The 24,833-nt window shown below is 65.2% G+C and carries 25 protein-coding genes; 15 read left to right on the top strand and 10 right to left on the bottom strand.

Annotated features, from left to right (window positions below; genetic code table 11):
* Window positions 1–37 precede the first annotated feature (37 nt).
* From ACIBI6_RS24360 to ACIBI6_RS24385, 6 genes are all read left to right on the top strand, one after another.
* Entirely contained in the window at window positions 38–1,756 is a 1,719-nt protein-coding gene (locus ACIBI6_RS24360) for an FAD-dependent oxidoreductase (RefSeq protein ID WP_396957965.1), read from the top strand.
* A 66-nt stretch (window positions 1,757–1,822) separates the two neighbouring features.
* Complete coding sequence (locus tag ACIBI6_RS24365) at window positions 1,823–2,464, top strand: pyridoxamine 5'-phosphate oxidase family protein (protein WP_396957967.1); 642 nt, start codon at window positions 1,823–1,825, stop codon at window positions 2,462–2,464.
* A gap of 71 nt (window positions 2,465–2,535) precedes the next feature.
* Complete coding sequence (locus ACIBI6_RS24370; protein WP_396957969.1) at window positions 2,536–3,771, top strand: MurT ligase domain-containing protein; 1,236 nt, start codon at window positions 2,536–2,538, stop codon at window positions 3,769–3,771.
* Window positions 3,772–3,811: 40 nt separating this feature from the next.
* Window positions 3,812–4,531, top strand: coding sequence for a glutamine amidotransferase (locus ACIBI6_RS24375; RefSeq protein ID WP_364358348.1), 720 nt, complete (start codon window positions 3,812–3,814; stop codon window positions 4,529–4,531).
* Between the two features lie 148 nt (window positions 4,532–4,679).
* On the top strand, window positions 4,680–5,636 hold the full coding sequence (locus ACIBI6_RS24380) for a DUF2637 domain-containing protein (RefSeq protein WP_364358351.1): 957 nt from the start codon (window positions 4,680–4,682) through the stop codon (window positions 5,634–5,636).
* Window positions 5,637–5,682: 46 nt separating this feature from the next.
* Complete coding sequence (locus ACIBI6_RS24385; protein WP_364358354.1) at window positions 5,683–6,108, top strand: hypothetical protein; 426 nt, start codon at window positions 5,683–5,685, stop codon at window positions 6,106–6,108.
* 390 nt (window positions 6,109–6,498) lie between these two features.
* Here the strand turns inward: ACIBI6_RS24385 and ACIBI6_RS24390 are convergent, their stop codons facing one another.
* The 3 genes from ACIBI6_RS24390 to ACIBI6_RS24400 form a co-directional block, all read right to left on the bottom strand.
* Window positions 6,499–7,413 (bottom strand): transglutaminase family protein, encoded by a 915-nt coding sequence (locus ACIBI6_RS24390; RefSeq protein WP_364358357.1) that lies wholly within the window; start codon window positions 7,411–7,413, stop codon window positions 6,499–6,501.
* Window positions 7,410–10,208: a circularly permuted type 2 ATP-grasp protein gene (locus tag ACIBI6_RS24395; protein WP_396958017.1), complete on the bottom strand. Its 2,799-nt coding sequence runs from the start codon at window positions 10,206–10,208 to the stop codon at window positions 7,410–7,412. The genes ACIBI6_RS24390 and ACIBI6_RS24395 overlap by 4 nt, the downstream gene beginning before the upstream one ends.
* 87 nt (window positions 10,209–10,295) lie before the next feature.
* Window positions 10,296–10,442, bottom strand: a complete 147-nt coding sequence (locus ACIBI6_RS24400) for a hypothetical protein (protein ID WP_364358360.1) — start codon at window positions 10,440–10,442, stop codon at window positions 10,296–10,298.
* Between the two features lie 74 nt (window positions 10,443–10,516).
* Between ACIBI6_RS24400 and ACIBI6_RS24405 the strand changes: the two genes are divergently transcribed.
* The gene (locus ACIBI6_RS24405) at window positions 10,517–10,726 is read left to right on the top strand and encodes a hypothetical protein (RefSeq protein ID WP_364358363.1); all 210 of its coding nucleotides are present in this window, start codon (window positions 10,517–10,519) and stop codon (window positions 10,724–10,726) included.
* A 130-nt stretch (window positions 10,727–10,856) separates the two neighbouring features.
* Entirely contained in the window at window positions 10,857–11,501 is a 645-nt protein-coding gene (locus tag ACIBI6_RS24410) for a hypothetical protein (RefSeq protein ID WP_364358366.1), read from the top strand.
* A 3-nt stretch (window positions 11,502–11,504) separates the two neighbouring features.
* On the opposite strand, the gene ACIBI6_RS24415 is transcribed toward ACIBI6_RS24410, so the two are convergent.
* The 3 genes from ACIBI6_RS24415 to ACIBI6_RS24425 are packed head-to-tail and all read right to left on the bottom strand — an operon-like array spanning window position 11,505 to window position 13,110.
* Window positions 11,505–12,119: a LysE family translocator gene (locus tag ACIBI6_RS24415; RefSeq protein ID WP_364358369.1), complete on the bottom strand. Its 615-nt coding sequence runs from the start codon at window positions 12,117–12,119 to the stop codon at window positions 11,505–11,507.
* Window positions 12,120–12,155: 36 nt separating this feature from the next.
* The gene (gene recR, locus ACIBI6_RS24420; protein WP_364358372.1) at window positions 12,156–12,764 is read right to left on the bottom strand and encodes a recombination mediator RecR; all 609 of its coding nucleotides are present in this window, start codon (window positions 12,762–12,764) and stop codon (window positions 12,156–12,158) included.
* Window positions 12,765–12,777: 13 nt separating this feature from the next.
* Window positions 12,778–13,110 (bottom strand): YbaB/EbfC family nucleoid-associated protein, encoded by a 333-nt coding sequence (locus ACIBI6_RS24425; protein ID WP_364358375.1) that lies wholly within the window; start codon window positions 13,108–13,110, stop codon window positions 12,778–12,780.
* A gap of 176 nt (window positions 13,111–13,286) precedes the next feature.
* On the opposite strand from ACIBI6_RS24425, the gene ACIBI6_RS24430 reads away from it, so the two are divergent.
* The 4 genes from ACIBI6_RS24430 to ACIBI6_RS24445 all read left to right on the top strand — a co-directional run bounded on the left by ACIBI6_RS24430 (window position 13,287) and on the right by ACIBI6_RS24445 (window position 15,833).
* Window positions 13,287–13,928, top strand: a complete 642-nt coding sequence (locus ACIBI6_RS24430; RefSeq protein ID WP_364358378.1) for a hypothetical protein — start codon at window positions 13,287–13,289, stop codon at window positions 13,926–13,928.
* 99 nt (window positions 13,929–14,027) lie between these two features.
* Window positions 14,028–14,510 (top strand): hypothetical protein, encoded by a 483-nt coding sequence (locus tag ACIBI6_RS24435; RefSeq protein ID WP_364358381.1) that lies wholly within the window; start codon window positions 14,028–14,030, stop codon window positions 14,508–14,510.
* 151 nt (window positions 14,511–14,661) lie between these two features.
* Window positions 14,662–15,486 (top strand): MerR family transcriptional regulator, encoded by an 825-nt coding sequence (locus ACIBI6_RS24440; protein ID WP_364358384.1) that lies wholly within the window; start codon window positions 14,662–14,664, stop codon window positions 15,484–15,486.
* Window positions 15,483–15,833: a VOC family protein gene (locus ACIBI6_RS24445; protein WP_396957974.1), complete on the top strand. Its 351-nt coding sequence runs from the start codon at window positions 15,483–15,485 to the stop codon at window positions 15,831–15,833. Before ACIBI6_RS24440 ends, ACIBI6_RS24445 begins: the two co-directional genes overlap by 4 nt.
* 53 nt (window positions 15,834–15,886) lie before the next feature.
* Here ACIBI6_RS24445 and ACIBI6_RS24450 read toward each other — a convergent pair whose 3' ends face one another.
* On the bottom strand, window positions 15,887–16,321 hold the full coding sequence (locus tag ACIBI6_RS24450; protein ID WP_364358390.1) for an SRPBCC family protein: 435 nt from the start codon (window positions 16,319–16,321) through the stop codon (window positions 15,887–15,889).
* A 357-nt stretch (window positions 16,322–16,678) separates the two neighbouring features.
* On the opposite strand from ACIBI6_RS24450, the gene ACIBI6_RS24455 reads away from it, so the two are divergent.
* A complete protein-coding gene (locus ACIBI6_RS24455) occupies window positions 16,679–18,115 on the top strand; it encodes an FAD-binding oxidoreductase (protein WP_364358393.1) in 1,437 nt (478 codons plus the stop codon).
* Window positions 18,112–19,428, top strand: coding sequence for a class I SAM-dependent methyltransferase (locus ACIBI6_RS24460; RefSeq protein ID WP_364358396.1), 1,317 nt, complete (start codon window positions 18,112–18,114; stop codon window positions 19,426–19,428). The genes ACIBI6_RS24455 and ACIBI6_RS24460 overlap by 4 nt, the downstream gene beginning before the upstream one ends.
* Before the next feature lie 22 nt (window positions 19,429–19,450).
* Here ACIBI6_RS24460 and ACIBI6_RS24465 read toward each other — a convergent pair whose 3' ends face one another.
* The 3 genes from ACIBI6_RS24465 to ACIBI6_RS24475 all read right to left on the bottom strand — a co-directional run bounded on the left by ACIBI6_RS24465 (window position 19,451) and on the right by ACIBI6_RS24475 (window position 24,279).
* On the bottom strand, window positions 19,451–23,035 hold the full coding sequence (locus ACIBI6_RS24465; protein WP_396957977.1) for a protein kinase: 3,585 nt from the start codon (window positions 23,033–23,035) through the stop codon (window positions 19,451–19,453).
* Window positions 23,036–23,200: 165 nt separating this feature from the next.
* Window positions 23,201–23,812: an SgcJ/EcaC family oxidoreductase gene (locus ACIBI6_RS24470; protein ID WP_396957979.1), complete on the bottom strand. Its 612-nt coding sequence runs from the start codon at window positions 23,810–23,812 to the stop codon at window positions 23,201–23,203.
* A 26-nt stretch (window positions 23,813–23,838) separates the two neighbouring features.
* A complete protein-coding gene (locus tag ACIBI6_RS24475) occupies window positions 23,839–24,279 on the bottom strand; it encodes an SgcJ/EcaC family oxidoreductase (RefSeq protein WP_396957981.1) in 441 nt (146 codons plus the stop codon).
* 92 nt (window positions 24,280–24,371) lie between these two features.
* Here ACIBI6_RS24475 and ACIBI6_RS24480 point away from each other — a divergent pair, with 92 nt between their 5' ends.
* Window positions 24,372–24,824: a MarR family winged helix-turn-helix transcriptional regulator gene (locus ACIBI6_RS24480; protein WP_396957983.1), complete on the top strand. Its 453-nt coding sequence runs from the start codon at window positions 24,372–24,374 to the stop codon at window positions 24,822–24,824.
* The last annotated feature ends 9 nt before the right edge of the window (window positions 24,825–24,833 follow it).

Below are 24,833 nucleotides of genomic sequence, written 5' to 3' on the forward strand. Positions count from 1 at the left end.
CGTTTCGCGAAGAACAATGCTTCGCGGCACGGTTGCGATGGGGGTAGCAACGGCGGGGGCGCTAACGGCCGGCGGGCTCAGACCAGCGCCTGCCGCTGCCAGTCCCGGCGGCAGGCGGGTCGCGGTACTCGGCGGTGGGGTCGCGGGATTGACCGCGGCGCACGAATTGGCCGAGCGTGGGTTCCAGGTCACCGTATTCGAAAGACGTGCGCTCGGGGGCAAGGCGCGCAGCATCCCGGTGCCGGGCAGTGGGTCGGCCGGACGGCCGGAGCTACCCGGTGAGCACGGCTTCCGCTTCTTTCCCGGCTTCTACCAGCATATTCCGGACACCATGCGGCGAATTCCGTTCGCGGGCAATCCGGATGGCGTTTGGAATAACCTGATCGGCGTGCCGGAGGCACGTTTCGCCCGCCGCGGCGGCGATGATTTCCGACTTCCCTTGGGCCCCAAGGCCCGCACCAATTTCAGTCCGGACGCATTCCGTGAAACCATGGGCGCGGCAATCGCGACGGCCTTGAAAATGCCGGCCAACGAGGGCGCCTATTTCGCGGATCGACTACTGGTCTTCAATTCCAGCTGCGATGCCCGGCGGCTGGGACAGTGGGAAAATACCTCGTGGCGCGATTTCGTCGGCGGCCACCAGCGCTCCCACGAATTCCGCGCCCTGCTCTCGCGCACGCTGACCAGCATCATGGTCGCCGCGAAAGAGGACGTCGCCAGCGTCCGCACCATCGGCACCATGGGCGAACAGTTCCTGGGCAACCCCTTCGAAATCGGCAATGACGGGGCGCTGGACCGGGTGCTGAACGGTCCGACCGATTCGGTGTGGATCGATCCATGGGTGCAGCGGCTGCGCGACCTCGGCGTGGAATTCGCGCTCGGGGCACAGGTGCGCGGGCTCGACGTGCGCGAGCGGCGGATCGCCGCAGCCCGCATCGTCGATGAAAACGGCGCTCAGCGCAGCATCGACGCGGATTACTTCGTGGTCGCGCTGCCCGCCGAACAAGCCCGCGCCCTTTGGTCGCCCGACGTGCTCGAGGTGCGCCCGGAATTGGCCGCGATGGATCGGCTCTTCGTCGACTGGATGAACGGCATCCAGTTCTATCTGCGCAGGCCGATGGATATTTCACACGGTCACACCGCCTATATCGACGCCCCGTGGTCACTCACCTCGATCACCCAGAATCAGCTGTGGACGCACAAACTGACCGAATTCGGCGACGGTACGGTGCAGGACTGCCTTTCGGTCGATATCTCCGATTGGAACTCCCCCGGCATGCTCTACGGCAAGCCTGCCAAGGAGTGCACGCACGAGGAGATCGCGCGCGAGGTGTGGGCGCAGCTGCGGGCGCATCTGAACGATCGCGACGATCTGTTGCGCGATGCCGATCTGCATTCCTGGTTCCTCGATCCGGGCATCAGCTGGCAGGAATCCCAGCGGCGCAATGCCAATGCCGATCCGTTGCTTATCAACACCGCCGGGTCATGGGAGTGTCGACCGGAAACCCACGGTGCGCTCGAAAACCTGTTCCTGGCGGGCGATTACGTGCGCACCAATGTCGATCTGGCAACCATGGAGGGCGCCAACGAGTCCGCGCGCGACGCGGTCAATGCCATTCTCGACGTTTCGGGTTCGAATGCCGAACGCTGCCGCAAGTTCACGCTCTACCGGGCCACCGAATTGGAGCCGCTGCGCCGCATCGATGCCGACCGTTACGCCGCGGGCCAGCCCAACCTGTTCGATGTGCGACTGTGATCGATCTCCCCTCGCGGGAACATAATTCGATCGTCCGCGCCCCCGTGCCGGTGCTTTGATCGAACTATGGGCGAGACCACCGACACCAATAAGATCACCGACCCGGCCGAGCTGCGGCAGTTGCTCGGGGAGGTCATGCCGCGAGCCGCGACGAAGGAGCGCGTGGCACTGCATCCTCGCGACCGTGACTGGATAGCGGCCACCCCGTTCATTGCCTTGAGTACCAGCGATGCCGACGGCAATTGCGATACCTCGCCCAAGGGTGATCCGCCCGGATTCGTGAAAGTGCTCGACGACACCACCATCGCCATTCCGGAACGGCCGGGTAACCGCAGGGCCGACGGCTACCTGAATATCCTCAGTAATCCGCACGTCGGGCTGCTGTTCATGATTCCGGGTCGCCGCGAGACGTTGCGCATCAACGGTCGGGCCCGCCTGGTTCGGGACGCACCGTATTTCGACGACATGGTGGTCAAGGGCCATCGACCGATCCTGGCGATCGAAGTCGATATCGAGCAGATCTTCTTCCACTGCGCCAAGGCGTTCATCCGCAGTCACCTGTGGGAACCGGAGCAGTGGCCGGTCGACGATCTGCCGAGTCCGGCCCGGCTCGTCAAGGAGGTCCAGACCAATGTGACGGAGTCGGTGGAGGAATTGGAGCGCTACTACTCGCCGGAAAATTACCAAGCCAAGCTGTACCGGGAGTGAGTACGGTCACTGCGGCCGAGCGGGTGGGCCGCAGCGAATGCGCCGCCGAGCAGAACACATAGACTCGCGGCGTGGCAGACATAACGGTGCGCGGGCGACTCGCGCTGCGGGCGGCGGCGGCAGCGTCGTGGGCGTCGCAGAAGGCGGGCCGCGGCAAGGGGTCGATGATCGGTGGGCTGATCGCCCTGCAGATCGATAAGACGATCATGGATCAGCTGGGCCGGGGACGGCGCACGGTGCTGGTGACCGGCACCAATGGCAAGTCGACCACCACCAGGATGACCACCGCCGCATTGAGCACCCTCGGCCAGGTCGCCACGCAGGCCGACGGCGCGAATATGGATGCGGGCATCGTGGCCGCGCTGAGCGCGCACCGCGGGACGCCGCTGGCCGCGATCGAGGTGGATGAACTGCATCTGCCGCACGTCACCGATTCGTTGAATCCGTCCGTGGTGGTGCTGCTCAATCTGAGCCGCGATCAGCTGGATCGGGTCGGCGAGATCAATATGATCGAGCGCAAGCTGCGCGCCGGACTGGCGCGGCATCCGCAGACCGTGGTGATCGCCAACTGCGACGATGTGCTGGTGACCTCCATTGCCTACGACCATCCGAATGTGGTGTGGGTCGCGGCGGGCAGCGGTTGGTCGATGGATGCGACGAGCTGTCCGCGCAGCGGTGAGCCGATCGTCTGGGAGGGTGCGCATTGGCGCAGTACCGGCACGGATTTCGAACGGCCCGAACCGAATTGGTGGCTGGACGGCGACGAGCTGGTCGGACCCGACGGTGTCCGGCTGCCACTGAAATTGGCGCTGCCCGGACGGGCCAATAAGGGCAATGCCGCGCAGGCGGTCGCCGCGGCGGTTGCCCTCGGTGCGGATCCGGCCGCGGCGGCGACCGCGGCGGGTACCGTGCGCGAGATCGCCGGTCGCTATCGGACGGTGCAGGTCGGCGAGCACGCCGCCCGGCTGCTGCTGGCGAAGAATCCGGCGGGCTGGCAGGAGGCGCTGTCGATGATCGAGCCTGATTCGGCCGGGCTGGTGATCGCGGTGAACGGGCAGGTGCCCGACGGCGAGGATCTGTCCTGGCTGTGGGATGTGCGGTTCGAGCATTTCGAGGGCGTCCAGGTGGTGGCCGCCGGTGAACGCGCCACAGATCTCGCGGTGCGCCTGACCTATGCCGGAGTCGAGCACACAACGGTGCCGGATCCGGTGCGCGCCATCGCATCCTGTCCGGCGGGACGGGTCGAGGTGCTGGCCAACTACACCGCGTTCCGCGATCTCAACCGCGATCTGGAGGAGCAGAACTGATGGCAGCGTCGCGCAGCGATTCGACGATGGGTGGTGGCCAGTGACGGATGGGACGGAATCGACCGTACGAATCGGCCTGGTGCTGCCCGATGTGATGGGCACCTACGGCGACGGCGGCAATGCGCTGGTGCTGCGGCAGCGCCTGCGCATGCGCGGCCATGACGCCGAGATCGTCGAAATCACCCTGTCCGACCCGGTTCCCGAGTCGCTCGACATCTACACCCTTGGCGGAGCCGAGGATTCGGCGCAGCGCCTGGCCACCCGGCATCTGCAGCGCTATCCCGGGCTGCAGCGGGCCACCGCGAAAGGCGCTCCGGTACTCGCCATCTGCGCCGCGATCCAGGTGCTGGGTCACTGGTACGAGACGTCGACCGGCGAGCGTGTCGACGGCGTCGGCCTCATCGATGTCACCACCTCCCCGCAGGCCAAGCGCGCCATCGGCGAGGTGACGACCACGCCGCTGCTCCCTGGTCTCACCGCCGCCCTCACCGGCTTCGAAAACCACCGCGGCGGAACCAAACTCGGCGGCGACGCCACCGGCCTCGCGCACGTCACCCGCGGCGTGGGCAACGGTGTCGGCGACGGCCTCGAGGGCGTTGTCCAGGGCTCCGCCATCGGCACCTACATGCACGGACCCGCCCTGGCCCGCAACCCCGAACTCGCCGACCTGCTGCTGTCCCGCGTCCTCGGCGTGGACGAACTGCCACCCCTGCACCTCCCCGAGGTCGACCAACTCCGCCGCGAGCGCCTGCGCGCCTGATCGCCGATTCGAAGCTGGTCGCGGGTGATCCGCGGGCGCGCGGTGATGCCGACACCGTCGGTCGCGCGGTGTGCGAAAAGGGGCAACGCGACGCGCTTTTCCCTTGCGCCTCGGTGGAATAACGGATGATTCACGATACGCTCCCGCTATGGCGACGATCACACCAACGAGATCGGATCGGTTCGAAGAGCAGTCGGCACCAACAAATGAGCGGCGGTCCCTAGTGAGCCGACTACGAGCGTGGCGGCCACGGCCGTTGCATGCTTCGGCAATCGTCACCGGCGTCGTCGCACTAACGTCATTCGAAATGTCGTTCGCCGCGTTGCACGACCTGGCGGTGCGAAACCTGGTGGCGCCAGCGCTCGCAGCGAATGTGCCGATCGCCATCGATGGCCTGGTCGTCGGTTCGATCATCGCCACCGCCACCTTCCGGAGGGGAAGTTCGGGCTGGTGGTACGCCACGGCACTATTCGTCTTCTGGACCCTGATATCGGTGGCCGGAAATATCGAGTACGCGCGCGAAATCGGGGGTAGCCCCGTGTCTTTGGCGCTGTACGCCGGCATGCCGATGACGATGCTGTTCGCGGTGCATCTCACCCTGATGCTGTTCGGGCGCCGACGCGGGCACACACGCACCGCGAATCACGTCCCAGTGCCGCAGGAGGAGCAAGCCAAGGCAGCTCGGGACGATCACGCCTCGGCAGCGCAGGATGATCACGTCCCAGCACCGCAGGGCGATCACGTCCCGACACGGCAGGGCGATCACGTCCCGACACCGCAGGACGATCACGTTCCAGCACCGCGACTGGATCGCGCCCCAGCGGCACAAGAGGATTGGGTTTCAGCAGAACAGGACGATTGGAACCTAGCGGCGCTGGAAGAGGACTGGGACTCGGCAGCGGAGGAGGATCGGAACTCGGCAGCGCCGTCCGAGCGTGTCGTGCCGACACGGATTCCCGTGATCCTGGAGAATACCGATCCGCTGCTCATCGCTCCGAAAGCAGTGCTGCCCAACGCACTGCCCAGGACCGGTGCCACGCCGTGGATCACCCCGACGTTCGTGACCACCGGTCCGAACGGCCAGACAAAGATCAACCCCTTCTGACCCGAAACTGCTTCAGCCACAATCGGACACGTCGATGGAGTAAATGATGGCTATAACCGTTTGGCAAGACCAGGGCATAGATCAATTCCGGGAGGTCGCGGGCCGGCTCGCGTCAGTGATCCAGAGCGGCCTCGACCGATCGGGCGCGCTGAACCAGTTCGCCGAATCGGTCGGCAACGGGGAAGCATTCATCGAGTTGATGATCGAATACTCGTCGCGCTGGTTCACCGAAACCGGTGGACGCTCGACCTTGATCGGGCCGGAGTTGTTCTGGCTGCTGTCGGAGCCCAGCCCGCGCCGGGTATCCGGCACCGGCCTGCGAGCCCAGGAGTCTTATCTGGATACCGAATTGACGGCCGGACAGCGCGCCCGGATTCTGCTGCTCATCTGTGTATACGAGGCGCTGGCACAAAACCAATGGGGACCGGAAGGCATCGCGGAGCACATGATGGCGACCAACGGCATCGGCTGAAACACACAGCGCTGACCGCGCGCACCAACGGTGCGCGCGGTCAGCGTTCTCCGACGTGCCCGACGGGGCGGCACGATCGCGCTGGCCGATACCTCGGTGCCGGGCACCGGCACCAGCCAATTGCATTCCGCACATGCAAGTTGTCGCAGAGCTGGAACCGGGCGCGACCGACGACGCCGTTCGACCGATCTACTCCGCATCCGTCGGCGGATCGCCGATCACCAGCAGTGCGCGATCGGCGAGGCTGAAACCCAGAGGGCGGGAACAGGACAGGCACACCGAATTCTCGAAGGCAATCCGTCGCCGGTGCGCTGGGACCTAAGTACCGGCGAACTCCGCCACACCGCCAATTGTCGGGCGCAGTTCGGGCGAGTGAAATCGCGCAAATCGCTACACCTCTACCGGCGCCACGTCGACGGATACGGTGATCGAGCTCTCCCTGGCGTCGGTGTAGATGATGCCACGCAGCGGGGGCACGTCGGCGTAGTCGCGGCCCCATGCGACGGTTACGTAGCGCTCGTCGGCGAATTGGTCGTTGGTCGGGTCGAAGCCGATCCAGTGGCCGGTCCGGTCGTGTGCGGTATCGCCGGGGACCCATACCGCGGACCAGGCGTGGGTCGCGTCCGCGCCGACCATGCGTTCCTTACCCGGCGGCGGATCAGTTGCCAGGTAGCCGGATACATAGCGTGCGGCCAGGCCGTGTGAGCGTAGGCAGGCGGCGCCGATTCTGGCGAAGTCCTGGCAGACGCCCGCGCGGGCCGCGAAGACGTCGGCGACCCTAGTGGATACCGTCGTCGAGCCGGATTTGTAGGTGAAGTCTTCGTAGATGCGGGTGTTGAGTTCGGTCACCGCTTCCAGTAGTGGCCTGCCGGGCTTCAAAGATTCGGCGGTGTATGCGGTGAGCTCGGGCGTGACCTCGGGTGGATGCAGGTCGAGGGTGAACTCCACTGCGAGTGGGCCATTCGCGGTGCACGGACGGGACCGCTCCCACGGCTCGGCGGTCGCGCTCACAGCTGTGGCATCTGGTACCTCGACCTCGACCATGGATTCGCCGGTGACCACGAGCTTCGTATGTTCGGCCGTGACATGGAAATACGAGGTGGTGTTGCCGTACACATCGGTGCCGATCGAGCGGTCCGATGGTGTCGGATCGATGTGGATCTCATGGGAGAGCAGGCGCTGTCCGGGAAAATCCCGGGGCGTGAGATAGGCGCGCCCATAGGAGCTGGTGACCTCGCCGGAATATTTGTAGGTGGTGCGATGCTCGACCCGATAGCGCCGGGCGGCGGCGTTGGGCACGGTCATCCAACGACCCTCGTGCTACCCCACAGCGGCTGGATGCCGATCGGCAGCGCCAGTTTCGTGGTCTCGAACGATTCGGAGATCTTGCGCAACCGCAAATGCACGCCCTCCAACAACTCGGCCAGTTCGCTACGCCGACCCTCGGCATCGGTGACATCCAGCTCGTCCGGGTCTACCCGGCGCAGCATGCGCTGGGCATCGGCCAGCAGCCGTTGCGGGCGGGAGGATCGCGAATTACCCGGCAGCGCTTGGAAGTCGGCATCGAGCCGATGCAGCTGATAGGCCAGCGAGCGCGGATTCCCGGCATCGAAAAGTAGCAGTCCGGTGACCGCCGATACTCGCACCGAATCCCGGTGCCGACGACGGTAACTCACCGACGACTCGGTCGCCTTCAGCACCGTTTCGATGACCACCCGCTCGGCTTCCGGCCGATAGGCATTCGTCAGCGCGGCCGCGAGCAATGCGGTCAGCGACAGCCCCCGTTCGATGCGCTTGCCGATATCCATGACGTACCAACCGGTATCGCGCACCAGCGATTCGGCACCGATACCGGACAGCGAAAGCAGCGCCGCCAACGACAGCGAATGCAGCGCCGACAATGCCGTTTCCTGATCATCACCGGTGAACCGATATTCCACCAGCGCCCGATCCACCGCCCCCAGAATCATCCAGGTATCCACCGACAGCTGATCGCGCACCGCCCGCGCCGCCGACCCGTACCGATGGATCGCAAACGCCATCGACCCCGGCATATCCTGATCGACAGTCAACGCCACCAAATAGTCATGCCCGGCCCGCCCTGTCCCAGGCACCGCCGCCCGCGCGGTGATCGCCGCCATCGGCTTCGAGGAATCAGCGGAGCTCGACGCAATAGGCCCCTGCTCCGCTGATTGCGACTGCGACGCAGGTGGTTCCGCGGGCAACTTCTGCACGACACCGGCACCATCAGGCAGCACACTGAGCGGAGCCAGCGTCCCCGTGGTGCGGGCCAGTGCGGCCATCAGTGCAGGCAGTGCGTCGGCGCCTGCCAGCCAGGGGCGGTAGCGATAGTCCTGGTAGCAGTCGTGGGTTGCGATCAGTTGTCGTACAACGGCTTCGGCGCGTTCGCTGTAGCGGCCCATCCAGAACAGGTCGTTGAGGACGCGGGGAGAGCTGATCGGTTCGAGGGTGGGGGCGCGGCGTTCGCGTTCCTCGTGGGTGGGTTCGGTGCCGATGGCGGCGACAGCGGCGGGCGCCGCGCGGACCCAGATGTCTTTGGCGGCAACCTTTATGACTATTCGCTCAGGCTGTAGGCGTTGGCGCAGTTGGCCGAGGCCCCCTTCCATCGCCGTATAGCCGCCGCGTCGGGCGAGCGAGAACAGCCGCATACCAACAGGTGCCGAGGTGAGCCCGCCGTAACCCTGAACCGCGGGCGCGACCGAGAACTGCGCGGGCTCCTGCCCGACCCATTGCCAGCCGCGATCCTCGATCCGAACGGCCAGCTCCGCGCGTTGCGCATTGGACAGTTCCGGACCGAACAGCGTCGCACCGTCGACCGCCGAACGAATGATCAGCCGATCCAGATTCGCGATCAGATGCGAGCGTTCGCTGTCATTGCCACCCCAATACGTCGGCGCGCTCTCGAGCGCCAACTCCTCTCCGAGCAGCGCCCGCGAGATCCGCGGCAGGAACCCGGCCAGCGCCGGATTCTCCAGCAACCCGCTGCCGATCGTATTCACCACGGTCACCGCACCGCGACGCAACACCTCCACCAGCCCGACCACCCCGAGCCGCGAATCCGGCCGCAGGTCAAGCGGATCGGAGAATTCGGCGTCCACCCGCCGCAGCACCACATCGACCCGCTTCAACGTGCCGAGCGAGCGCATCCACAGGGCACCGTCGCGCACCACCAGATCCGCGCTCTCCACCAACGGAAAACCGAGCGTCGAAGCGAGATAGGCCTGGTCGAAGGCGGTTTCGGAATGCACACCTGGACTCAGCACCACGACGACCGGATCATCGTCATCGGCCATCGGCGCGGATTCGATCAACATCAACCGCATGGCCCGCGCGAACGGTGTGAGCGGGCGCGGATTGGAATGTTCGAAGGCTTCGGGAATCGCCGTCGACACCACCCGCCGATCCGCCAGCGCGTATCCGGCACCCGATGGCGCCTGCGCCCAGTCGGCGATCACACGGAACTGTCCGTCGCTCCACCGGCTGAGATCGCAGGCGTGCAGAAACAACTGGTGTCGCCCGGGAATCGTGATGCCATGCGCGGCGCGCACATATCCGCTATTGCCGAACACCACCTCCGGCGGCAGCAGACCGGTGGTGATGGTGCGGCGCGCGCCGTAGATATCGGTGAGCACCTCATCGAGCACCCGCGAGCGCTGCACCAGCCCGGCCTCCAGCCGGGTCCAGTCGTCGGCGGAGATCAGCAGCGGAATCGGATCCAGCCGCCAAGCGGTCGGCATCGGCGGCTCGCCGGCCGCTCCCACCTCGGTGTAGTAGATGCCGTCGTCATCGATGAGCCTGCGCACCCGGCTGTCCAGCCGCCCGAGCCCCGAAGTGCCCAATTCCACGAAATCCGCGGACAACTCCGACCACATGCGCCGCACACCACCCGTTGGATCGACCAACTCGTCGTAATACCCGCCCGTCGGCCGGCCGCATTCGTCGTAGCCTGCGGAATCCGCACCCTCGGCGCGATATCTGGCGAACTGTTCGGCAACCTGCTCGCGGACACTCAGCCGTCCGGCATTCAGCAGCGTCGTCTCGGATTCCCGAGCACCCGAGCCTCGCGCTTCGTCGCGCATAGTCACCGCGCCGACCTCGCTTCCCCTGCCAGACGTTATCTGGAGCGCGGACATATGTCCGCTCGCTTACCGATCGCTGACCAGTCCTCACACCGTGCGCGCCCGGCGCAGATCGAGGATGCCCGGCGCGCCGATGTCGATGGACTGTGCTGCCATCTTCGCACGTAGTTCCCCCGGATCGACCCGGGAAGTGGTGTGGCCCGCCGCCTCGCACCGCTGGTTGCGGCGCGACACGCGACCGATCTCCCACTAGCTGTCGGGGGCTGGTGCTATGACCGATTCACGAACCGATCTCGTCTGGAGGCCATATGCGCGTGCCGACGTGCCCGTCCTGCGAGTCCGCCATCGACCACTGCCACGGCACCCTTATCGTCCACCTCGCACGCACCGCCGAATGCACCGAAGCGGACTGCATCGATCTCGACCACACACGGCACGCCTTCGTCGTCGACTGCGGTGATATCGCCGGTGGCTGCGCCTGCGCGGTACTCGCACCGGATAGGTCGCATACCGCCTGACCCCCGGCTGCGCCGGATCGGCCGCTATCAAGCACCCGTACGCTGGCCTGGTGAGCGAGCGTCAGCGAGTGACCCATCAGCACAGCGCGTCGTGGCGCACGGCGGAGCCGGGCACCGGCGAGGCGGAGTCGTGAGCTACGACCACATCTTGTTGCCGTCCGGTGTCGCGATGACGATCGCGCAGGTCGATGCGTATCTGGCTACCCAGCAGGGGCAACCGGCGACGGAACTGGTCGCGGCGATGGCGGCGGAGCTGAACAAGCGCAATGCCGAACTACCCGAGCAGGATGGATTCCTGAGTACGGTTCCGGTCGGCGGCGCGGCCACCGGTGCGGTGTTGCACGTGCCGTGCCCGTACGACGCGATCGGATTCGTCCGGCAATTGCTTTTCGAGATCGCGACACCGCTCGACTACGCGGTCTACGATCCGCAACTGGCCTGGCTCATCGATCCGGCCGGACATGTGCCCGCGCTGGTCACCCACGGCGGCGCGGGCGAATTCCCCTATCTGACGAAAGCCCTTGCCGACCAGTGGGTTTCCGAACTGGCACCGCCGAATCCGTATCTGGTCGTCGAACGTGACGAGCAGGTCTACATCCAGACCTACCGTGACAAGTCCGGGACATTCACCCTCGAATATCGAGATGGCGCCCCGGACCAGCACTTCGGCATCACCGTTACCGACCCGCAGACCGTCGCGGAGCTGATCTGGGACTGGGCCATCGACGACCGCACGCGACTTCAGGCTCTGCCCTGGAGTCGAATCACCGTCTGACGCTTACTGATTCTGTACTGCAAGCCGACCGGCCAGGGCAATGAACGAGGCCCCGAAAACTCGACGCATCCAGGTGACCACGACGGGCCGAGAAATCACCTGGTTGCGTACGGCGGCCGCGCAGGCACCGTAGATCGCGAACACCACGAATGTGGCGAGCATGAACAGTCCGCTCAGTTCGAGCATGCGCGCCAACGCATTCGGCGCACCGGTCGGCACGAACTGGGGCAGGAAGGCGAAGAAGAAGATCGTCAGCTTCGGGTTGAGGATATTGAGCAGCACCGCCGAGGTGATCACCTGTCGGGCCGAAGGCGTTCCGGCTTCGGCTTCCGGCACGGCCAATGCGCCCTTGTCCCGGAACGTGTTCCACGCCATGTACAGCAGGTATGCGACACCGAGATACTTCAGTGTCTGAAAGGCGACGGCACTCGCATTGAGTAGTGCGGCCAGCCCGGTGACGGCCGCGATCATGTGCGGAATGATGCCGAGCGTGCAGCCGAAGGCCGCGATCACGCTGGCCCGCGTTCCCCGGGAGAGTCCGGCCGCGAGCGTGAACAGCACGCCGGTTCCGGGTGTGGCGACGATGACGAGCGTGGTCAGCAAGAACTCGATGCTCATCCCCGACACAGTAACCCGTGCCCGGCCGAACGCAAGCTACAGTGCCCGCCGACCTGACAGCGCACGGCCGAGGGTGAGTTCGTCGGCGAATTCGAGATCGCCGCCCATCGGCAGACCGGATGCCAATCGCGTCACCGACAGTCCGGGAAAATCGCGCAGCATCCGCACCAGGTAGGTGGCCGTCGCCTCGCCCTCGGTATTCGGGTCGGTCGCGATGATCACCTCGCTGACATCGACGCCGTCCTCCTGATTGCCGATGCGCGCCAACAGCTCTCGAATGCGCAGCTGATCGGGTCCGATGCCGCTGAGCGGATCGAGCGCACCACCGAGTACGTGATAGCGCCCGCGGAATTCGCGGGTGCGCTCGATGGCTTGCACATCCTTGGGCTCCTCGACCACACAGATCATGGTGCGGTCGCGGCGCGGATCCGAACAGATGCGGCACATTTCGTTATCCGAGACCGTGCCGCAGACAATGCAGAACTGCACGCCGTCACGCACCTTCTGCAAAGCGGCCTGCAGCCGGTCGATTTCGGGCGGCTCGACCTGGAGCAGATGAAATGCGATGCGCTGCGCGCTTTTCGGACCGACGCCGGGCAGCTTGCCCAACTCGTCGATCAGATCCTGGACCGGGCCCTCGTACAAAGACGTCCCCGGATCAGAAGTCGGGCAGACCCGGCAGCGACCCGCCGCCGGCCAGCGGGCCGAGCCGCTCGGCAGCCAGCTGCTGTGCGTTGGACATGGCGTCGTTGACCGCGCCGATCACCAGATCCTGCAGTCCCTCGACATCGTCGGGGTCGACGATCTTCGGATCGATGCTCAGCGCGATGACCTCACCGCTCGCCTTGATGGTGACCTGGACCAGGCCGCCGCCGGCCTGTCCCTGCACTTCGGTGGCCGCGATCTCGGCCTGGGCCTGCATCACCGCCTGCTGCATCTGCTGCGCCTGGGCGAGTAATTGCTGCATATCGAACTGACCACCGGGCTGCACGGCTTGTCCTCTCTGCGGAAAATGTCATCGTTCAGCCTAGTGGGCGCGACGACGGCCGTGTCCGCAGCCCCGAGCCGCCAGATAACAGTTCGATTTTTAATCAGATGTCCGCAAGGCCACCGTCTTACGATCGATGCAGGGTCGGACCGGGTGTGTGGTGAGTTCTGGAGACAGCAATGCGGGTTCTTTTCATGGGCACTGTGGTGCTCACACTGGGCAGTCTGTTCCTCGGGGCCGCTGGCCCCGCTGCCGCCGATTCCGGCATCGTCGACCCCGAGGTTGTCGGCTCCGAAGTTGTCGACCCCGAGGTTGTTGACTCCGAGGTTGTTGACTCCGAGGCCGTCGACGCGACGGCGGACTATGGCGGCGGGTGCGTCCTCTATCCCGATAATCCGGCCGCGACCATCGAGTCGCTGCGCTTGCGATGCTCGGCCGAACAGCAGGACGCGATCTTCCGCGACGCCCCGCGCGGCGAGGTGCCGAGTGGCGTCACCAACGGCTGGGTGACCAGGCCGCCCATCATGGAGGCCGTGGCCCCGTCCTTATGGATCGGCAAGACCTTTTACACCGGCCCCGACGGCGGCTTTCTGGTGAACCGGATCACCCCTGCGGGCCTCGAGGCATGGCAGGCCGATGTCTACACCGCACCCGCGATCACCGATGGCGGCCCGACCTGGGCGTTGAACTACGCCCCTTCACCGACCCCGCAGGTCTACGACGAGATCCGCGAGGTCACGCCCAATGTTTGGTTCGGCTACTCCTGGTGGCGCGGCTACTTCCAGACCACCCTGCTGCTCACCTTCGCGCTGACGTACTAGGTCGAGCTGTACAGCCGGACCGAACCACTGACGACAGTAAGCGTGGTCTCCGAACTTCGAGACCGGATGCGCCCCTTGGTCCGGGTATAGAAAGTTCCCATGGCTCGCATCGGCATCACCGGACACATGAACATCACCATGGACACAGTCCGGTTGGTGTACGACGAGATCAGCAAGTTGCTCGCCGACCTGGGCGACCCCGTCGAACTCGTAGGGATCAGTTGTATAGCGCGTGGCGCTGACTCGGTGTTCGCACAGGCCGTGCTCGACGCCGGTGGGCGGCTCGAAGTGGTAGTGCCGTCGACCAACTACCGTGAGCGGAAGGTGGAGCCCGACCACGCCGACCTGTTCGACAAGCTGATCGCACGTGCCGACACCGTGCGCGTCATGAACTTCGACGACGCCGGGCGGGCAGCCTACGAGGCCGCGAACGAAGCCATGCTGTCATCCTGTGATCGGCTCTTCGCGGTGTGGGATGGGCAGGCCAGCGCCGAAGGCGGTACCGGCACGGTTGTCGATCTCGCGCGCCGCCACGGTGTACCGGTGCAGATCGTTTGGCCAGCGGGAGCCGAGCGCGAGTGATCACCCCTCGGCGACATGATTGCCATGGTTCGGCAAGTCGACTCGGTTGGTCCCGCACCGCTGACGGATATCGCATACGTCCGATTGCCGTCCGGCACGACATTCGCGGGTTGTTGACTCTCCCCTTGCTGGAGAGTGTTCGCTGGGAGGTATGACAGTGACGGTCTCGATCGGGGAGTTCGCCAGATTGACCTACCTCAGTGTGAAGACGCTGCGGTACTACCACGAGGTCGAGCTGCTCGAACCGGTCGCGATCGATGCGGGGTCGGGGTATCGGCGGTATTCGGTGAATCAAGTTGCGCAGGCGCATCTGATCCGGCGGCTGCGGGGGCTGGATATGCCGCTGCCGCAGATCAAGGCGGTGTTGGCGGCGCCGGATACCGAAACCCGGGATGCCGCATTGCGCGCACATCTCGAACGTATGGAGGCGGAGTTGCGGCGCACGCAGTCGGTGGTTGCTTCGCTGCGGTCGCTGCTCACCCAGGCCGCGCCGCTCACCGTCGAATACCGGTCGATCGCGGCCTTTCCGGCGCTCGCGTATGTCGATTCGGTGAGCAAGGATGCACTCGATGGTTGGTGCGCGGCCGCGTATCAGCTGTTGCACGAGACGCTGGCCGCGGCGCATATCGCGCCCGCCGGTGTCGACGGCGCCACCTATTCGATGGAGTTCTTCGAGAACGACGGGGGCGAGGTCGCCGCGTTCGTGCCCATACAGGCCGCCGCACGGATCGCCTTACCGAGCGAACTCTCGATCATCGAACTGCCCGCGCGCCGCTTCGCGATCGCCGTGCACTCCGGCCCGTTCGACGATTTCGACCGCACCTATGGCGCCCTCGGCAGCCACGTCGCCGAATACGACACCTCGCTCGCCGAACCCGTCCGTGAGCTGTACGTCCTCGGCCCGGGCCAAATCGAGGACCCCAACGCCTACCGCACCGAAGTCTGCTGGCCCATCAAACAGGGAGAACCGCAATGACACTCACGATCGGGCATATCACTTTCGACTGTGCCGATGCCGCGACGCTGGCCGGTTTCTGGTCCGAGCTGTTGAATCGCCGGCTGGACGAGAACGCCAGCCCGGAGTTCGCCACGGTCGGAACGGCCGAAGGCGTTGCGCCGGTGCTGATGTTCATCCAGGTGCCGGATAAGACGCCCGGCAAGAATGTGATTCACCTGGATCTGAAGGCCGCGGACCGGCGCGGACAGGTCGATCGCGCGATCGGCCTCGGCGCCGAGCACATCGGCGATTTCGACGAGTACGGCACGCAATGGACGACACTGGCCGATCCGGAGGGCAATCTCTTCGATATCGCGGCCGGATAAAGGAAGCCGGATAATGGAAAAGGCCCGACTCGTGTCGGGCCTTTCCGGCTATCTCAGGCGAGTTCGCGCTGCAGGTTCGCAAGCACCTCGGCCTGAATCTTCTTCAGCCCCAATGGCGCGAAGATCCCCTCGAAGATCCCCGCGATACCGCCCGCACCCTTCCACGACGTACGCAGCGTGACCTGCGAACCGGTACCGTCCGGCGTCACCGTCCAGGTGTTCACCAGCGTCGAATTCGAATCACGTTCGGTCACGATGGAATCCGATACCGACACGACCGCGTGCACGTTGCGGGAACGCTTTTCGGTCGCCTGCAAGGTCCATTCGGCGACGGTGCCCGCGCCCTGACCACCCTCGACCACCTTGTAGTCGCGGTAGTGCGCGGAGAGGATGCGCGGACGCACCTTCTCGTAATCCGCGATGGCCTCGAGTGCGCGCTGCGGATCCGCCTCGACGGCGATCGAACTGCTGGCGCTGACCTGTCCCACGATGAGCTCCTTGTCCGGCTACTGATCTTTTCGAGCGACGTACACGCAATCGCTACGGTTGCCTCCTATCCTGCCCTGTCGCCACCGCTTCGTGGAGCCCAGGGCGGTCCGCGCGCCGCGATGTTGATCACCGCGCGCCGACCCGTCCGCACTGTTAGGCTTCCCGATCAGATTGCGCCGGAGGGGATCCATGCAATACATCGTGCGAATCGGGTGTTCGAAACCGCCCGGATCACCGCCGGACTGACACGGCGAGTCCTGGGTATTCCCGATGCAACAGAAGCGTGACATTTATCCCTCGTCGGTGACCTTGCAGTGGCTTGTGTTACCGGTGCGTACTAGCGTCGAGGAGTGGCAGTGAGTCTGTTGGGGAAGGCCGGAGACGCATCGGCCGCACACGAATCAGGGTTCGCCGCGCATCGAGCGGGGGTGGACCGGCTGTTGGCCAGTTACCGCGCGATACCCGCGAACGCCAACGTGCGACTGGCCAAGAAGACCTCGAATCTGTTCCGGGCCAGGGCCAAGAACACCGCCCCCGGCCTGGATGTTTCCGGGCTCGCCAAGGTAATCACGGTGGACGCCGAGGCCAAGACCGCCGACGTCGCCGGAATGACGACCTACGAGGATCTGGTAGCCGCGACATTGCCCTACGGGCTCGCCCCGCTGGTGGTGCCGCAGCTCAAGACGATCACCCTCGGCGGCGCGGTCACCGGCCTCGGCATCGAATCCACCTCGTTCCGCAGCGGACTGCCGCACGAGTCGGTGCTGGAGATGGATGTGCTGACCGGGGCGGGCGAGATCATCACCGCGACACCGGATGGCGAGCACGCAGACCTGTTCCGCGGCTTTGCGAACTCCTACGGCACTCTCGGCTATTCGGTCCGCCTGAAGATCGAACTGGAGACCGTCCAGCCCTATGTGGCGCTGCGCCATGTCCGATTCCACGACCTGCGCGAGTTGGAGTCCACCCTCGCCCGGATCGTCACGGACAAGACCTACGACGGTGAGCGCGTCGACTATCTCGACGGTGTGGTCTTCACCGCCGAGGAAAGCTATCTGACGCTGGGCCGTCAGACCGACGAACCCGGCCCGGTCAGCGACTACACCGGCATGGACATCTACTACCGGTCCATCCAGCACGATTCCGACCGGCCCAAACGCGACCGGCTGACCATCCACGACTATCTCTGGCGCTGGGACACCGACTGGTTCTGGTGCTCACGCGCCTTCGGCACACAGAACCCGAAGATCCGGCGGTTCTGGCCGAAGCGCTACCGGCGCAGCAGCTTCTATTGGAAGCTCATCGCACTCGATCACAAGTACAACATCGGCGACAAACTGGAGGCCCGCCAGGGCAATCCGCCGCGTGAGCGTGTAGTGCAGGACATCGAAGTCCCGGTCGAGCGGACCGCGGATTTCGTCGAATGGTTCCTGCGCGAAATTCCGATCGAACCGATCTGGCTGTGCCCGCTGCGACTGCGCGAGAACCGCGCATCGAGCGCGGGGCGTCCATGGCCGCTGTATCCGCTGCAGCCGAACCGTACCTACGTCAATGTCGGATTCTGGTCCGCGGTGCCGACCGTCGCAGGTCAGCAGGAGGGTAAGGCCAACCGCGCGATCGAGCAGACCGTCACCGAGTTCGACGGGCACAAATCCCTGTACTCGGATTCGTACTACGGCAAGGATGAATTCGCGGCCCTGTACGGCGGCGAGATCTACACCGATTTGAAGAAGCGCTACGACCCGGACCAGCGACTGCTGGATTTGTATTCGAAGGCGGTGCAACGCAAATGACTACATTCAAGGACCGTTCCGATGTCTTCGCGGACCTCGGGACAAAACTCAGCATTGCCGAGATCTTCGAGATCCTCGTCGACGGCGAGGTGCCGATCCGGCTGACCGCATACGATGGCAGCGCGACCGGACCGGAGGACTCGAAGTACGCGCTGGAGATCAAGACCCCACGCGGCATCAACTATCTGGCGACCGCGCCCGGTGATCTCGGCATGGCCCGCGCCTACATCTCCGGCGATATGACCGCCACCGGCGTGCACCCCGGCGACCCGTACGACATCCTCAGGGCAATGGACGGGCTGAAGTTCCGTCGTCCGTCGGCGCTCGCATTGGTCACCATCGCCCGGTCGCTCGGGTGGGAGCGGCTCAAGCCGATCGCGCCGCCGCCACAGGAAACACTGCCGCGCTGGCGCCGGATCGCGCTGGAGGGCCTGCGGCACTCCAAGACTCGCGATGCCGAGGCCATCCACCACCACTACGACGTCTCCAACACCTTCTACGAATACGTCCTCGGCCCCTCGATGACCTACACCTGCGCGGCCTACGGTGATGAGAGCTGGACGCTGGAGCAGGCTCAGGAGAACAAATACCGTCTGGTCTTCGACAAGCTGCGGCTGAAGGAGGGCGACCGGCTGCTCGATATCGGCTGCGGCTGGGGCGGCATGGTGCGCTACGCGGCCAAGCGCGGCGTCAAGGTCATCGGCGCGACACTATCCGCGGAACAGGCCGAATGGGCACAGCAGAAGATCGCCGAACAGGGCCTGTCCGATCTCGCCGAGGTGCGGCATTCCGATTACCGCGATATCCCGGAGGCCGGCTTCGATGCCGTCTCCTCGATCGGGTTGACCGAGCACATCGGGGTGCACAACTACCCGTTCTACTTCGACTACATCAAGAGCAAGCTGCGCGACGGCGGCCTGTTCCTGAACCACTGCATCACCAGACCCGACAACACCCGGACCACCAAGGCCGGTGACTTCATCGACCGCTACGTCTTCCCGGACGGCGAACTGATCGGCTCGGGCCGGATCATCTCCGAGATCCAGAATGTCGGCCTCGAGGTGATGCACGAGGAGAACCTGCGCGAGCATTACGCGCTCACGCTGCACGAATGGTGTAAGAATCTGGTCGCCAACTGGGATGCCTGCGTCGAAGAAGTCGGCGAGGGCACCGCGAAGGTGTGGGGCCTGTACATGGCCGGTTGCCGACTCGGCTTCCAGCGCAATGTGGTTCAGCTGCACCAGGTGCTCGGCGTCAAGCTCGGACCGAACGGCGAATCGGGTCTGCCGTTGCGTCCGTGGTGGCAGCCGTAAGCAGCGACCGATACTGCCCGTCCTAGCCCAGGAGTTCATCCAGGAATAGGGCGGGCAGCGTCGTTTCGCCGGGTTGTCCCGGCGTCGCGCGCATTTCGGTGCGCAGCACCCGCAGGATGCCGAGCACACCGGGTCCCGCATCCAGAAGCGGCATAGTCCAACCGTGTTCGGCGCAGGTGGCCGCCGCTGGCAGCAGCAGTCCGGTGGCCTCGCCGACCCAGCCGGAGGCCGCCAGACATTCGGCCAGCAGCAGTACGGTATCCAATTCCGCACGGGACCGGTGCTGCTCGACCATGCGAGCATGGAGTGCGCGAGCTCGACGCACCGCGCGATCATCGGCGCGCAGCTGACGCTCGGACAGCAGTGCGCGGATCGCGGCGATCTCCTCCGCCTCCGCTGCCAGCGCCGCCGCGCCCGTCATCCGATGGGCCTGGTGGATGGTTCCGGAGATATCCGATTCGTATCCGGTCGCGGCGTCGGCGACCCGCCGGGCCGCGGTATCGGTCAGCAGTCCCAGGCGCAGCCGCTCGGCGCGTATATGCGCGGCGAGCCGAATCAGCCTGTTATCAGCGGCGATTCGATCACCCTCGTCGAGCCGGGCGGTGGCGGTATACAGATCGCCGAGCGCGGCCTTGACCCTGGCACCGACCACGAAGGTGGAAATCAGGAAGTCCACCGGCCCGACCCGGGTGACCAGCTGATGACTCTCATCGAGCAGTCGGTCGGCGGTATCCAGATCACCCCGGCGGTAACTCATTTCCCCGAGCAGCGCCGCGGCGACCCGCACCGCATCCGAGCGCGGACCCGACCTCTCCCGTGCGGTCTCCCACGCCTGCTGGAAACAACTTGTGGCAGTGGCGATATCGAGCTGTTCATAGGCCGCGGCACCCGTGCCGCACAGTCCGAAAACCGCGCCGAGTGGATCCTTGGATCGGGCGTGATACGGCGCCGCCCATTCCTGGATTTCGCGCGCGCCGTCGAAATCGAATTCGCACAATCGCACGAAGGAGGTCAGATTCGCGGCGGTCGATACGGTCCAGGCGGGTAGTTCATCGGGTTTCTTCAAACATTCGGCAACCCGATCGAGCACACCTTCGGTGTGGTCGCGCGCGATCTGATCCGAGGCCGCGAGCACCGCGGCCTGGCAGCGCTGCCGGTCCGCATCGTCATCGGTGGACGACCCGCGCGCCAGCACATTGGACAATCGGCCCAAGGCCGCGCGCGCTGCGGCGGGCTGCTGCAGATTCACATTCGCCCTGGCCACGGCCATCAGCAGTTTGGAACGCGAAGCCACCTGCTGCACCGGCAGTTTCGAAACCGTCCCGAGCAGCGTCGCGAGGCGGGACTTATCGATCAGGTCCATGCCCCCGCTCTCGAGCAGATCCAGCGCCATCTTCAGATCCGTCGCCGCGAGCGCGTGATCGACCGACTTGCGCAGCAAATTATGTTCGGCGTACCAGCGAGCTGCCTTGCGGTGCAACGCCTTCAACTTGCTCGGATCGGCCCGCTCCAACCGCGCCCGCAGATGTTCGGCGAACAGCGGCTGCATCCGGAACCACTCGGGATCGTGCGCAATGCGCCGGACGAACAACTCGCGCTGTTCGGCCTGCTCGAGCATCGTTTCGCCGTTCGGCTCCTCCGAAAGCGCCGAGGCCAGCGAACCGCTGACCCGCTCGGTGATCGAAATCGAGGTCAGGAAGTCGAGCATCTTGGGTTCGAGGGCGTCCAGAACGTTTTCGGCGAGATACTCGCGGATGCCGTGACTGCCTTCAGCGAGATTCGCGATCAACCGATCCGGATCGACATTGCCGCGCAACGACAAACTCACCAATTGCACGGCCGCCGGCCAACCGTCGGTGGCAGCGTGGATCTGTTCGATCTGGTTATCAGTGAGCGCGAATCCGTTGCGCTGCACCAGTATTTCCTTGGTCTCCGCGGTGGTCAGGCGCAACACCGAGGAGCCTATCTCGATCAATTCGTCGTGCACCCGCATCCGACTGGTCGGCAGACCCGACTGCTCACGGCTGGTCACCACGAAGCGCAGATGGTGACATCCGTTGTCCAACAGCGCATCCATCGCCCGCCGCGCACCCGCGTCGCTGACCCGGTGCCAGTCGTCCACGATCACCACGACGGTGGTTGCGCTGGCATGGATCTCATCGATCAGCGTGGAGATGACGTAGGCGACCGCATCGGCGGGCCGTTCCTCGAGCACCTGATCCAAACCTTCGCCGATATCCGGGCGGACCCGGCGGATCGCCTGGATGAGGTGGGCCAGGAACCAGATCTCGTTATCGTCGTCCTGGTCGACGCCGAGCCAGGCCACCGGGACCCCGCCATCGGCCAGCTCATTGCGCCACTGCGCGGCCACCGTGCTCTTGCCGAATCCAGCCGGTGCGTGGATCACCGCGAGTCGGCGGCGGCCACCGGCACGCAGACTGTCGAGCAGGCGCGGGCGTGGCACCGGGTCACGGGCGGGGGTCGGCGGGCGAAATTTCGTCGCCGCCGTCGGGGGCGGGGTCGGCGCGACCGGGACCGAGTTGGCCGGATGCTGGGATACCGCGGGACGCAATGTCAATGGCCAACTGCGGCGTGCGGTGACCGCCGGTCGCGTTACCGTCACCTCGGCCGCGCTCGGATGTTCCGTCTCCTCCGGCGCGACCACCGAGGTATCCAGCAGAGCCATCTCATCGGGCATCTGATCGTGCTCGGCCTGCACCGTGCGCAGCAGCTCACCGAACTCGAAAGCCGAAGCGGGCCGGTTTCCGGGATCGGTGTGCATCGCATACTGGATGGCATCGGCAACGTCGTCGGGTATGTCGTGGCCGTGCAGATCCGGCACCGGCTGGGTGGTGATCCGCAGGAATTGCGCGACCACCTTCTCCCCCGATTGCCGTTCGAAGGCAGCATGGCCGGTCAGCAGGGCGAACAGCGTCGAGCCGAGTCCGTATACATCGGAGCGGACTGTCGGGTCCTCACCCTTTAGCACCTCCGGCGCGGTGAAGGCGGGTGAGCCGGTGATCAAACTGCTGGAGGTGCGGAAACCGCCCGGAATCCTGGCGATTCCGAAATCCGTCAGCTGCGGTTCGCCATACGCGCTGAGCAGGACATTCGCCGGTTTGACGTCCCGATGCAGAATCTGGGCCCGATGCGCGCTCTCGATCGCGCCCGCCAGTTTCACCCCGGCCCGCAGGGAATCCGCCCAGGTGAGCGGACCCTGGTCCCGAATGACCTGTTCGAGCGAACCCCGGGTGCAGAAGGGCATCACAATGAACGGCTCACCGGTCGGGGTGACATCGACCTGCAGGATGTCGACGATATTCGGATGGCCGGACAGCCGACCCATCGCCTGCTCCTCGCGCAGGAATCGTTCCCGGCTCTCGGCATCGATCTCCGAGGAGAGCACCTTGACCGCGACCACCCGGTCCAATGCGTACTGGACACAGCGGTACACCACCCCGAACCCGCCCCGGCCGATCTCGACCGCATTCGACAGGCCCATCGCCTCCAACTCGTCGACGATATCGATGGGCGCATGTCGCTGTGTGTCCGATTCGGCCGAAGTCGATTCGGCGTTTGCCTTGCCCGAACGCATCCGTGGACTCATGTGACCACCTCGAATTCACAACGAATCGGCGTCACCGGCGACCGAGAAACACACGGACATCGGACATCGCGACATCCCGCGATGTCCGATAGGTCACGCATACTCCAACGTAGCGCGGTATCAACCCGAGTGGGTGGCTTTCGAAACAGCGTGGTCCCGACCACCTCAGCGCTCGGCGATGGGCCTGGTCGCGGGATCGTAGAGAAACGAGATCCGCTCCATGACGTTCTTGCGCTGCGTGTTCTGGAACGCGGCGATCAACCAGCGACCGTCTTGGCGAACGACAGTGTAGGTCTGCGTTTTCGACAACTCCTCAGGCTGCTTCGGGTCGCCCTTATAGGTATCGCCGCGGCTGGTGACAACGGCGGTATCCGGACCGTAGAAGCGGATGCCGAGGATCGAATCGGTGAGTTCGGTGCCCTTCTTGAAGCCCTTGAACAGGGCGCGGTGCCCCTCGACGATATCGGCGCGGCCCTGGTAGTAGGTGCCGACGAAGCTGGTGTAGGTGGCGTCCTCGGTGAACAGGGCACCGTAGGCGTCGGCGTCGCCGCGACCCCAGGCGTCGGTGAGTTGGTCGAGCAGATCGCAGATTTCCCGGGCCGACTGCGGTGCGGGCGTGCTGACGGTGGTGCAGGCGGGCGTGCCGAGGTTGTGCACGTCCGAGGTCTGGTCCAGCCAGAGGTAACCGCCGCCCGCGGCGACACCGAGGGTGATGGCGGAGGCGGCGAGGACGCGGGAGACGATGCGGCGGCGATTGCGGGGCTCGGGGGCGTTCATAGCGGATCCTTTGGGGCAGTAGGAGTTCAGCGCTCGGCGGCCGGGCGGGCGGCCGGGGTGGAGAGGTAGGTAATGCGCTCCATCAGCCTGTTGCGCTTGGTGTTCTGGAAGGCGGCGATCAGCCAGCGGCCGTCGCGGCGGACCAAGGTGTAGGTCTGGGTCTTGGTGAGTTGCTTGGGCTTGCCCTTGTAGGTGTCGCCGTGGCTGTTGACCACAGCCGTATCCGGACCGTAGAAGCGAATATCGACGATGTCGTCGGCCAGCAGGGTGCCCTTCAGGACACTGCCGAACAGGGCGCGATGCGAGGCGACGATATCGGCGCGGCCGCGGTAGAGGGTGCCGAGAAAGCTTGTGTAGGTGGCGTCTTCGGTGAAGACGGTGCCGTATACGTCGGCATCGCCGCGGCCCCATGCGTCGACCAATTCCGCGAGTACGGCCTCGATCGCCTGGGTGTCATTGCTTGTCATGATGGTCCTCCATGCTAGATTTCTTCTTAGAAGAGCTTTCTTCGTGTAAGAAGTTTCTTCGTTGAAGAAGAGATTAGAAGATGGAGGTATCCGTGTCAACACCACCGATGCGCGAGGACGCGAGCGCGGTCTACCGCCGCTATCTGAGCGCGGTCATGCTGCACGGACAGGCCGGTGCGCGCGCCGTCGACCTGGGCGCGACGGACCTCTACGCGCTGAACATCCTGGAACTCAACGGCGGCATGACGCCCGGTGAATTGGGCACCCGCAGCGGCCTGACCACCGGTCCCACCACCCGCCTCATCGATCGCCTCGAAGACGCGGGCTATGTGCGCCGCGTCCCGGTCCCCGGCGACCGCCGCAAGGTGATTGTCGAATTGATCGACAAGCCAGCCGATCTCGATGAAATCCTGGCCCCTGCCCGGCGCGCCATCGGCGAAATCATCGGCGGCTATTCACCCGAACAACGCGAGGTGCTCTTCGACTACTTCACCCGCGCCGCCGACGCGTACTACCAAGCAGCCGAGGACCTGCGCCCCAGCTGAACAAAACCC

Source organism: Nocardia sp. NPDC050412, from assembly GCF_044458825.1.
Taxonomy (GTDB): domain Bacteria; phylum Actinomycetota; class Actinomycetes; order Mycobacteriales; family Mycobacteriaceae; genus Nocardia.

What these genes read in the sequence shown, in the direction of transcription:
- ACIBI6_RS24360 (WP_396957965.1), top strand. Translation starts at nt 38, where the DNA reads ATGGGGGTAGCAACGGCGGGGGCGCTAACGGCCGGCGGGCTCAGACCA.
- ACIBI6_RS24365 (WP_396957967.1), top strand. Translation starts at nt 1,823, where the DNA reads ATGGGCGAGACCACCGACACCAATAAGATCACCGACCCGGCCGAGCTG.
- ACIBI6_RS24380 (WP_364358351.1), top strand. Translation starts at nt 4,680, where the DNA reads ATGGCGACGATCACACCAACGAGATCGGATCGGTTCGAAGAGCAGTCG.
- ACIBI6_RS24385 (WP_364358354.1), top strand. Translation starts at nt 5,683, where the DNA reads ATGGCTATAACCGTTTGGCAAGACCAGGGCATAGATCAATTCCGGGAG.
- ACIBI6_RS24390 (WP_364358357.1), bottom strand. Translation starts at nt 7,413, where the DNA reads ATGACCGTGCCCAACGCCGCCGCCCGGCGCTATCGGGTCGAGCATCGC.
- ACIBI6_RS24395 (WP_396958017.1), bottom strand. Translation starts at nt 10,208, where the DNA reads ATGCGCGACGAAGCGCGAGGCTCGGGTGCTCGGGAATCCGAGACGACG.
- ACIBI6_RS24405 (WP_364358363.1), top strand. Translation starts at nt 10,517, where the DNA reads ATGCGCGTGCCGACGTGCCCGTCCTGCGAGTCCGCCATCGACCACTGC.
- ACIBI6_RS24415 (WP_364358369.1), bottom strand. Translation starts at nt 12,119, where the DNA reads ATGAGCATCGAGTTCTTGCTGACCACGCTCGTCATCGTCGCCACACCC.
- ACIBI6_RS24430 (WP_364358378.1), top strand. Translation starts at nt 13,287, where the DNA reads ATGCGGGTTCTTTTCATGGGCACTGTGGTGCTCACACTGGGCAGTCTG.
- ACIBI6_RS24435 (WP_364358381.1), top strand. Translation starts at nt 14,028, where the DNA reads ATGGCTCGCATCGGCATCACCGGACACATGAACATCACCATGGACACA.
- ACIBI6_RS24440 (WP_364358384.1), top strand. Translation starts at nt 14,662, where the DNA reads ATGACAGTGACGGTCTCGATCGGGGAGTTCGCCAGATTGACCTACCTC.
- ACIBI6_RS24445 (WP_396957974.1), top strand. Translation starts at nt 15,483, where the DNA reads ATGACACTCACGATCGGGCATATCACTTTCGACTGTGCCGATGCCGCG.
- ACIBI6_RS24460 (WP_364358396.1), top strand. Translation starts at nt 18,112, where the DNA reads ATGACTACATTCAAGGACCGTTCCGATGTCTTCGCGGACCTCGGGACA.
- ACIBI6_RS24465 (WP_396957977.1), bottom strand. Translation starts at nt 23,035, where the DNA reads ATGAGTCCACGGATGCGTTCGGGCAAGGCAAACGCCGAATCGACTTCG.
- ACIBI6_RS24470 (WP_396957979.1), bottom strand. Translation starts at nt 23,812, where the DNA reads ATGAACGCCCCCGAGCCCCGCAATCGCCGCCGCATCGTCTCCCGCGTC.
- ACIBI6_RS24475 (WP_396957981.1), bottom strand. Translation starts at nt 24,279, where the DNA reads ATGACAAGCAATGACACCCAGGCGATCGAGGCCGTACTCGCGGAATTG.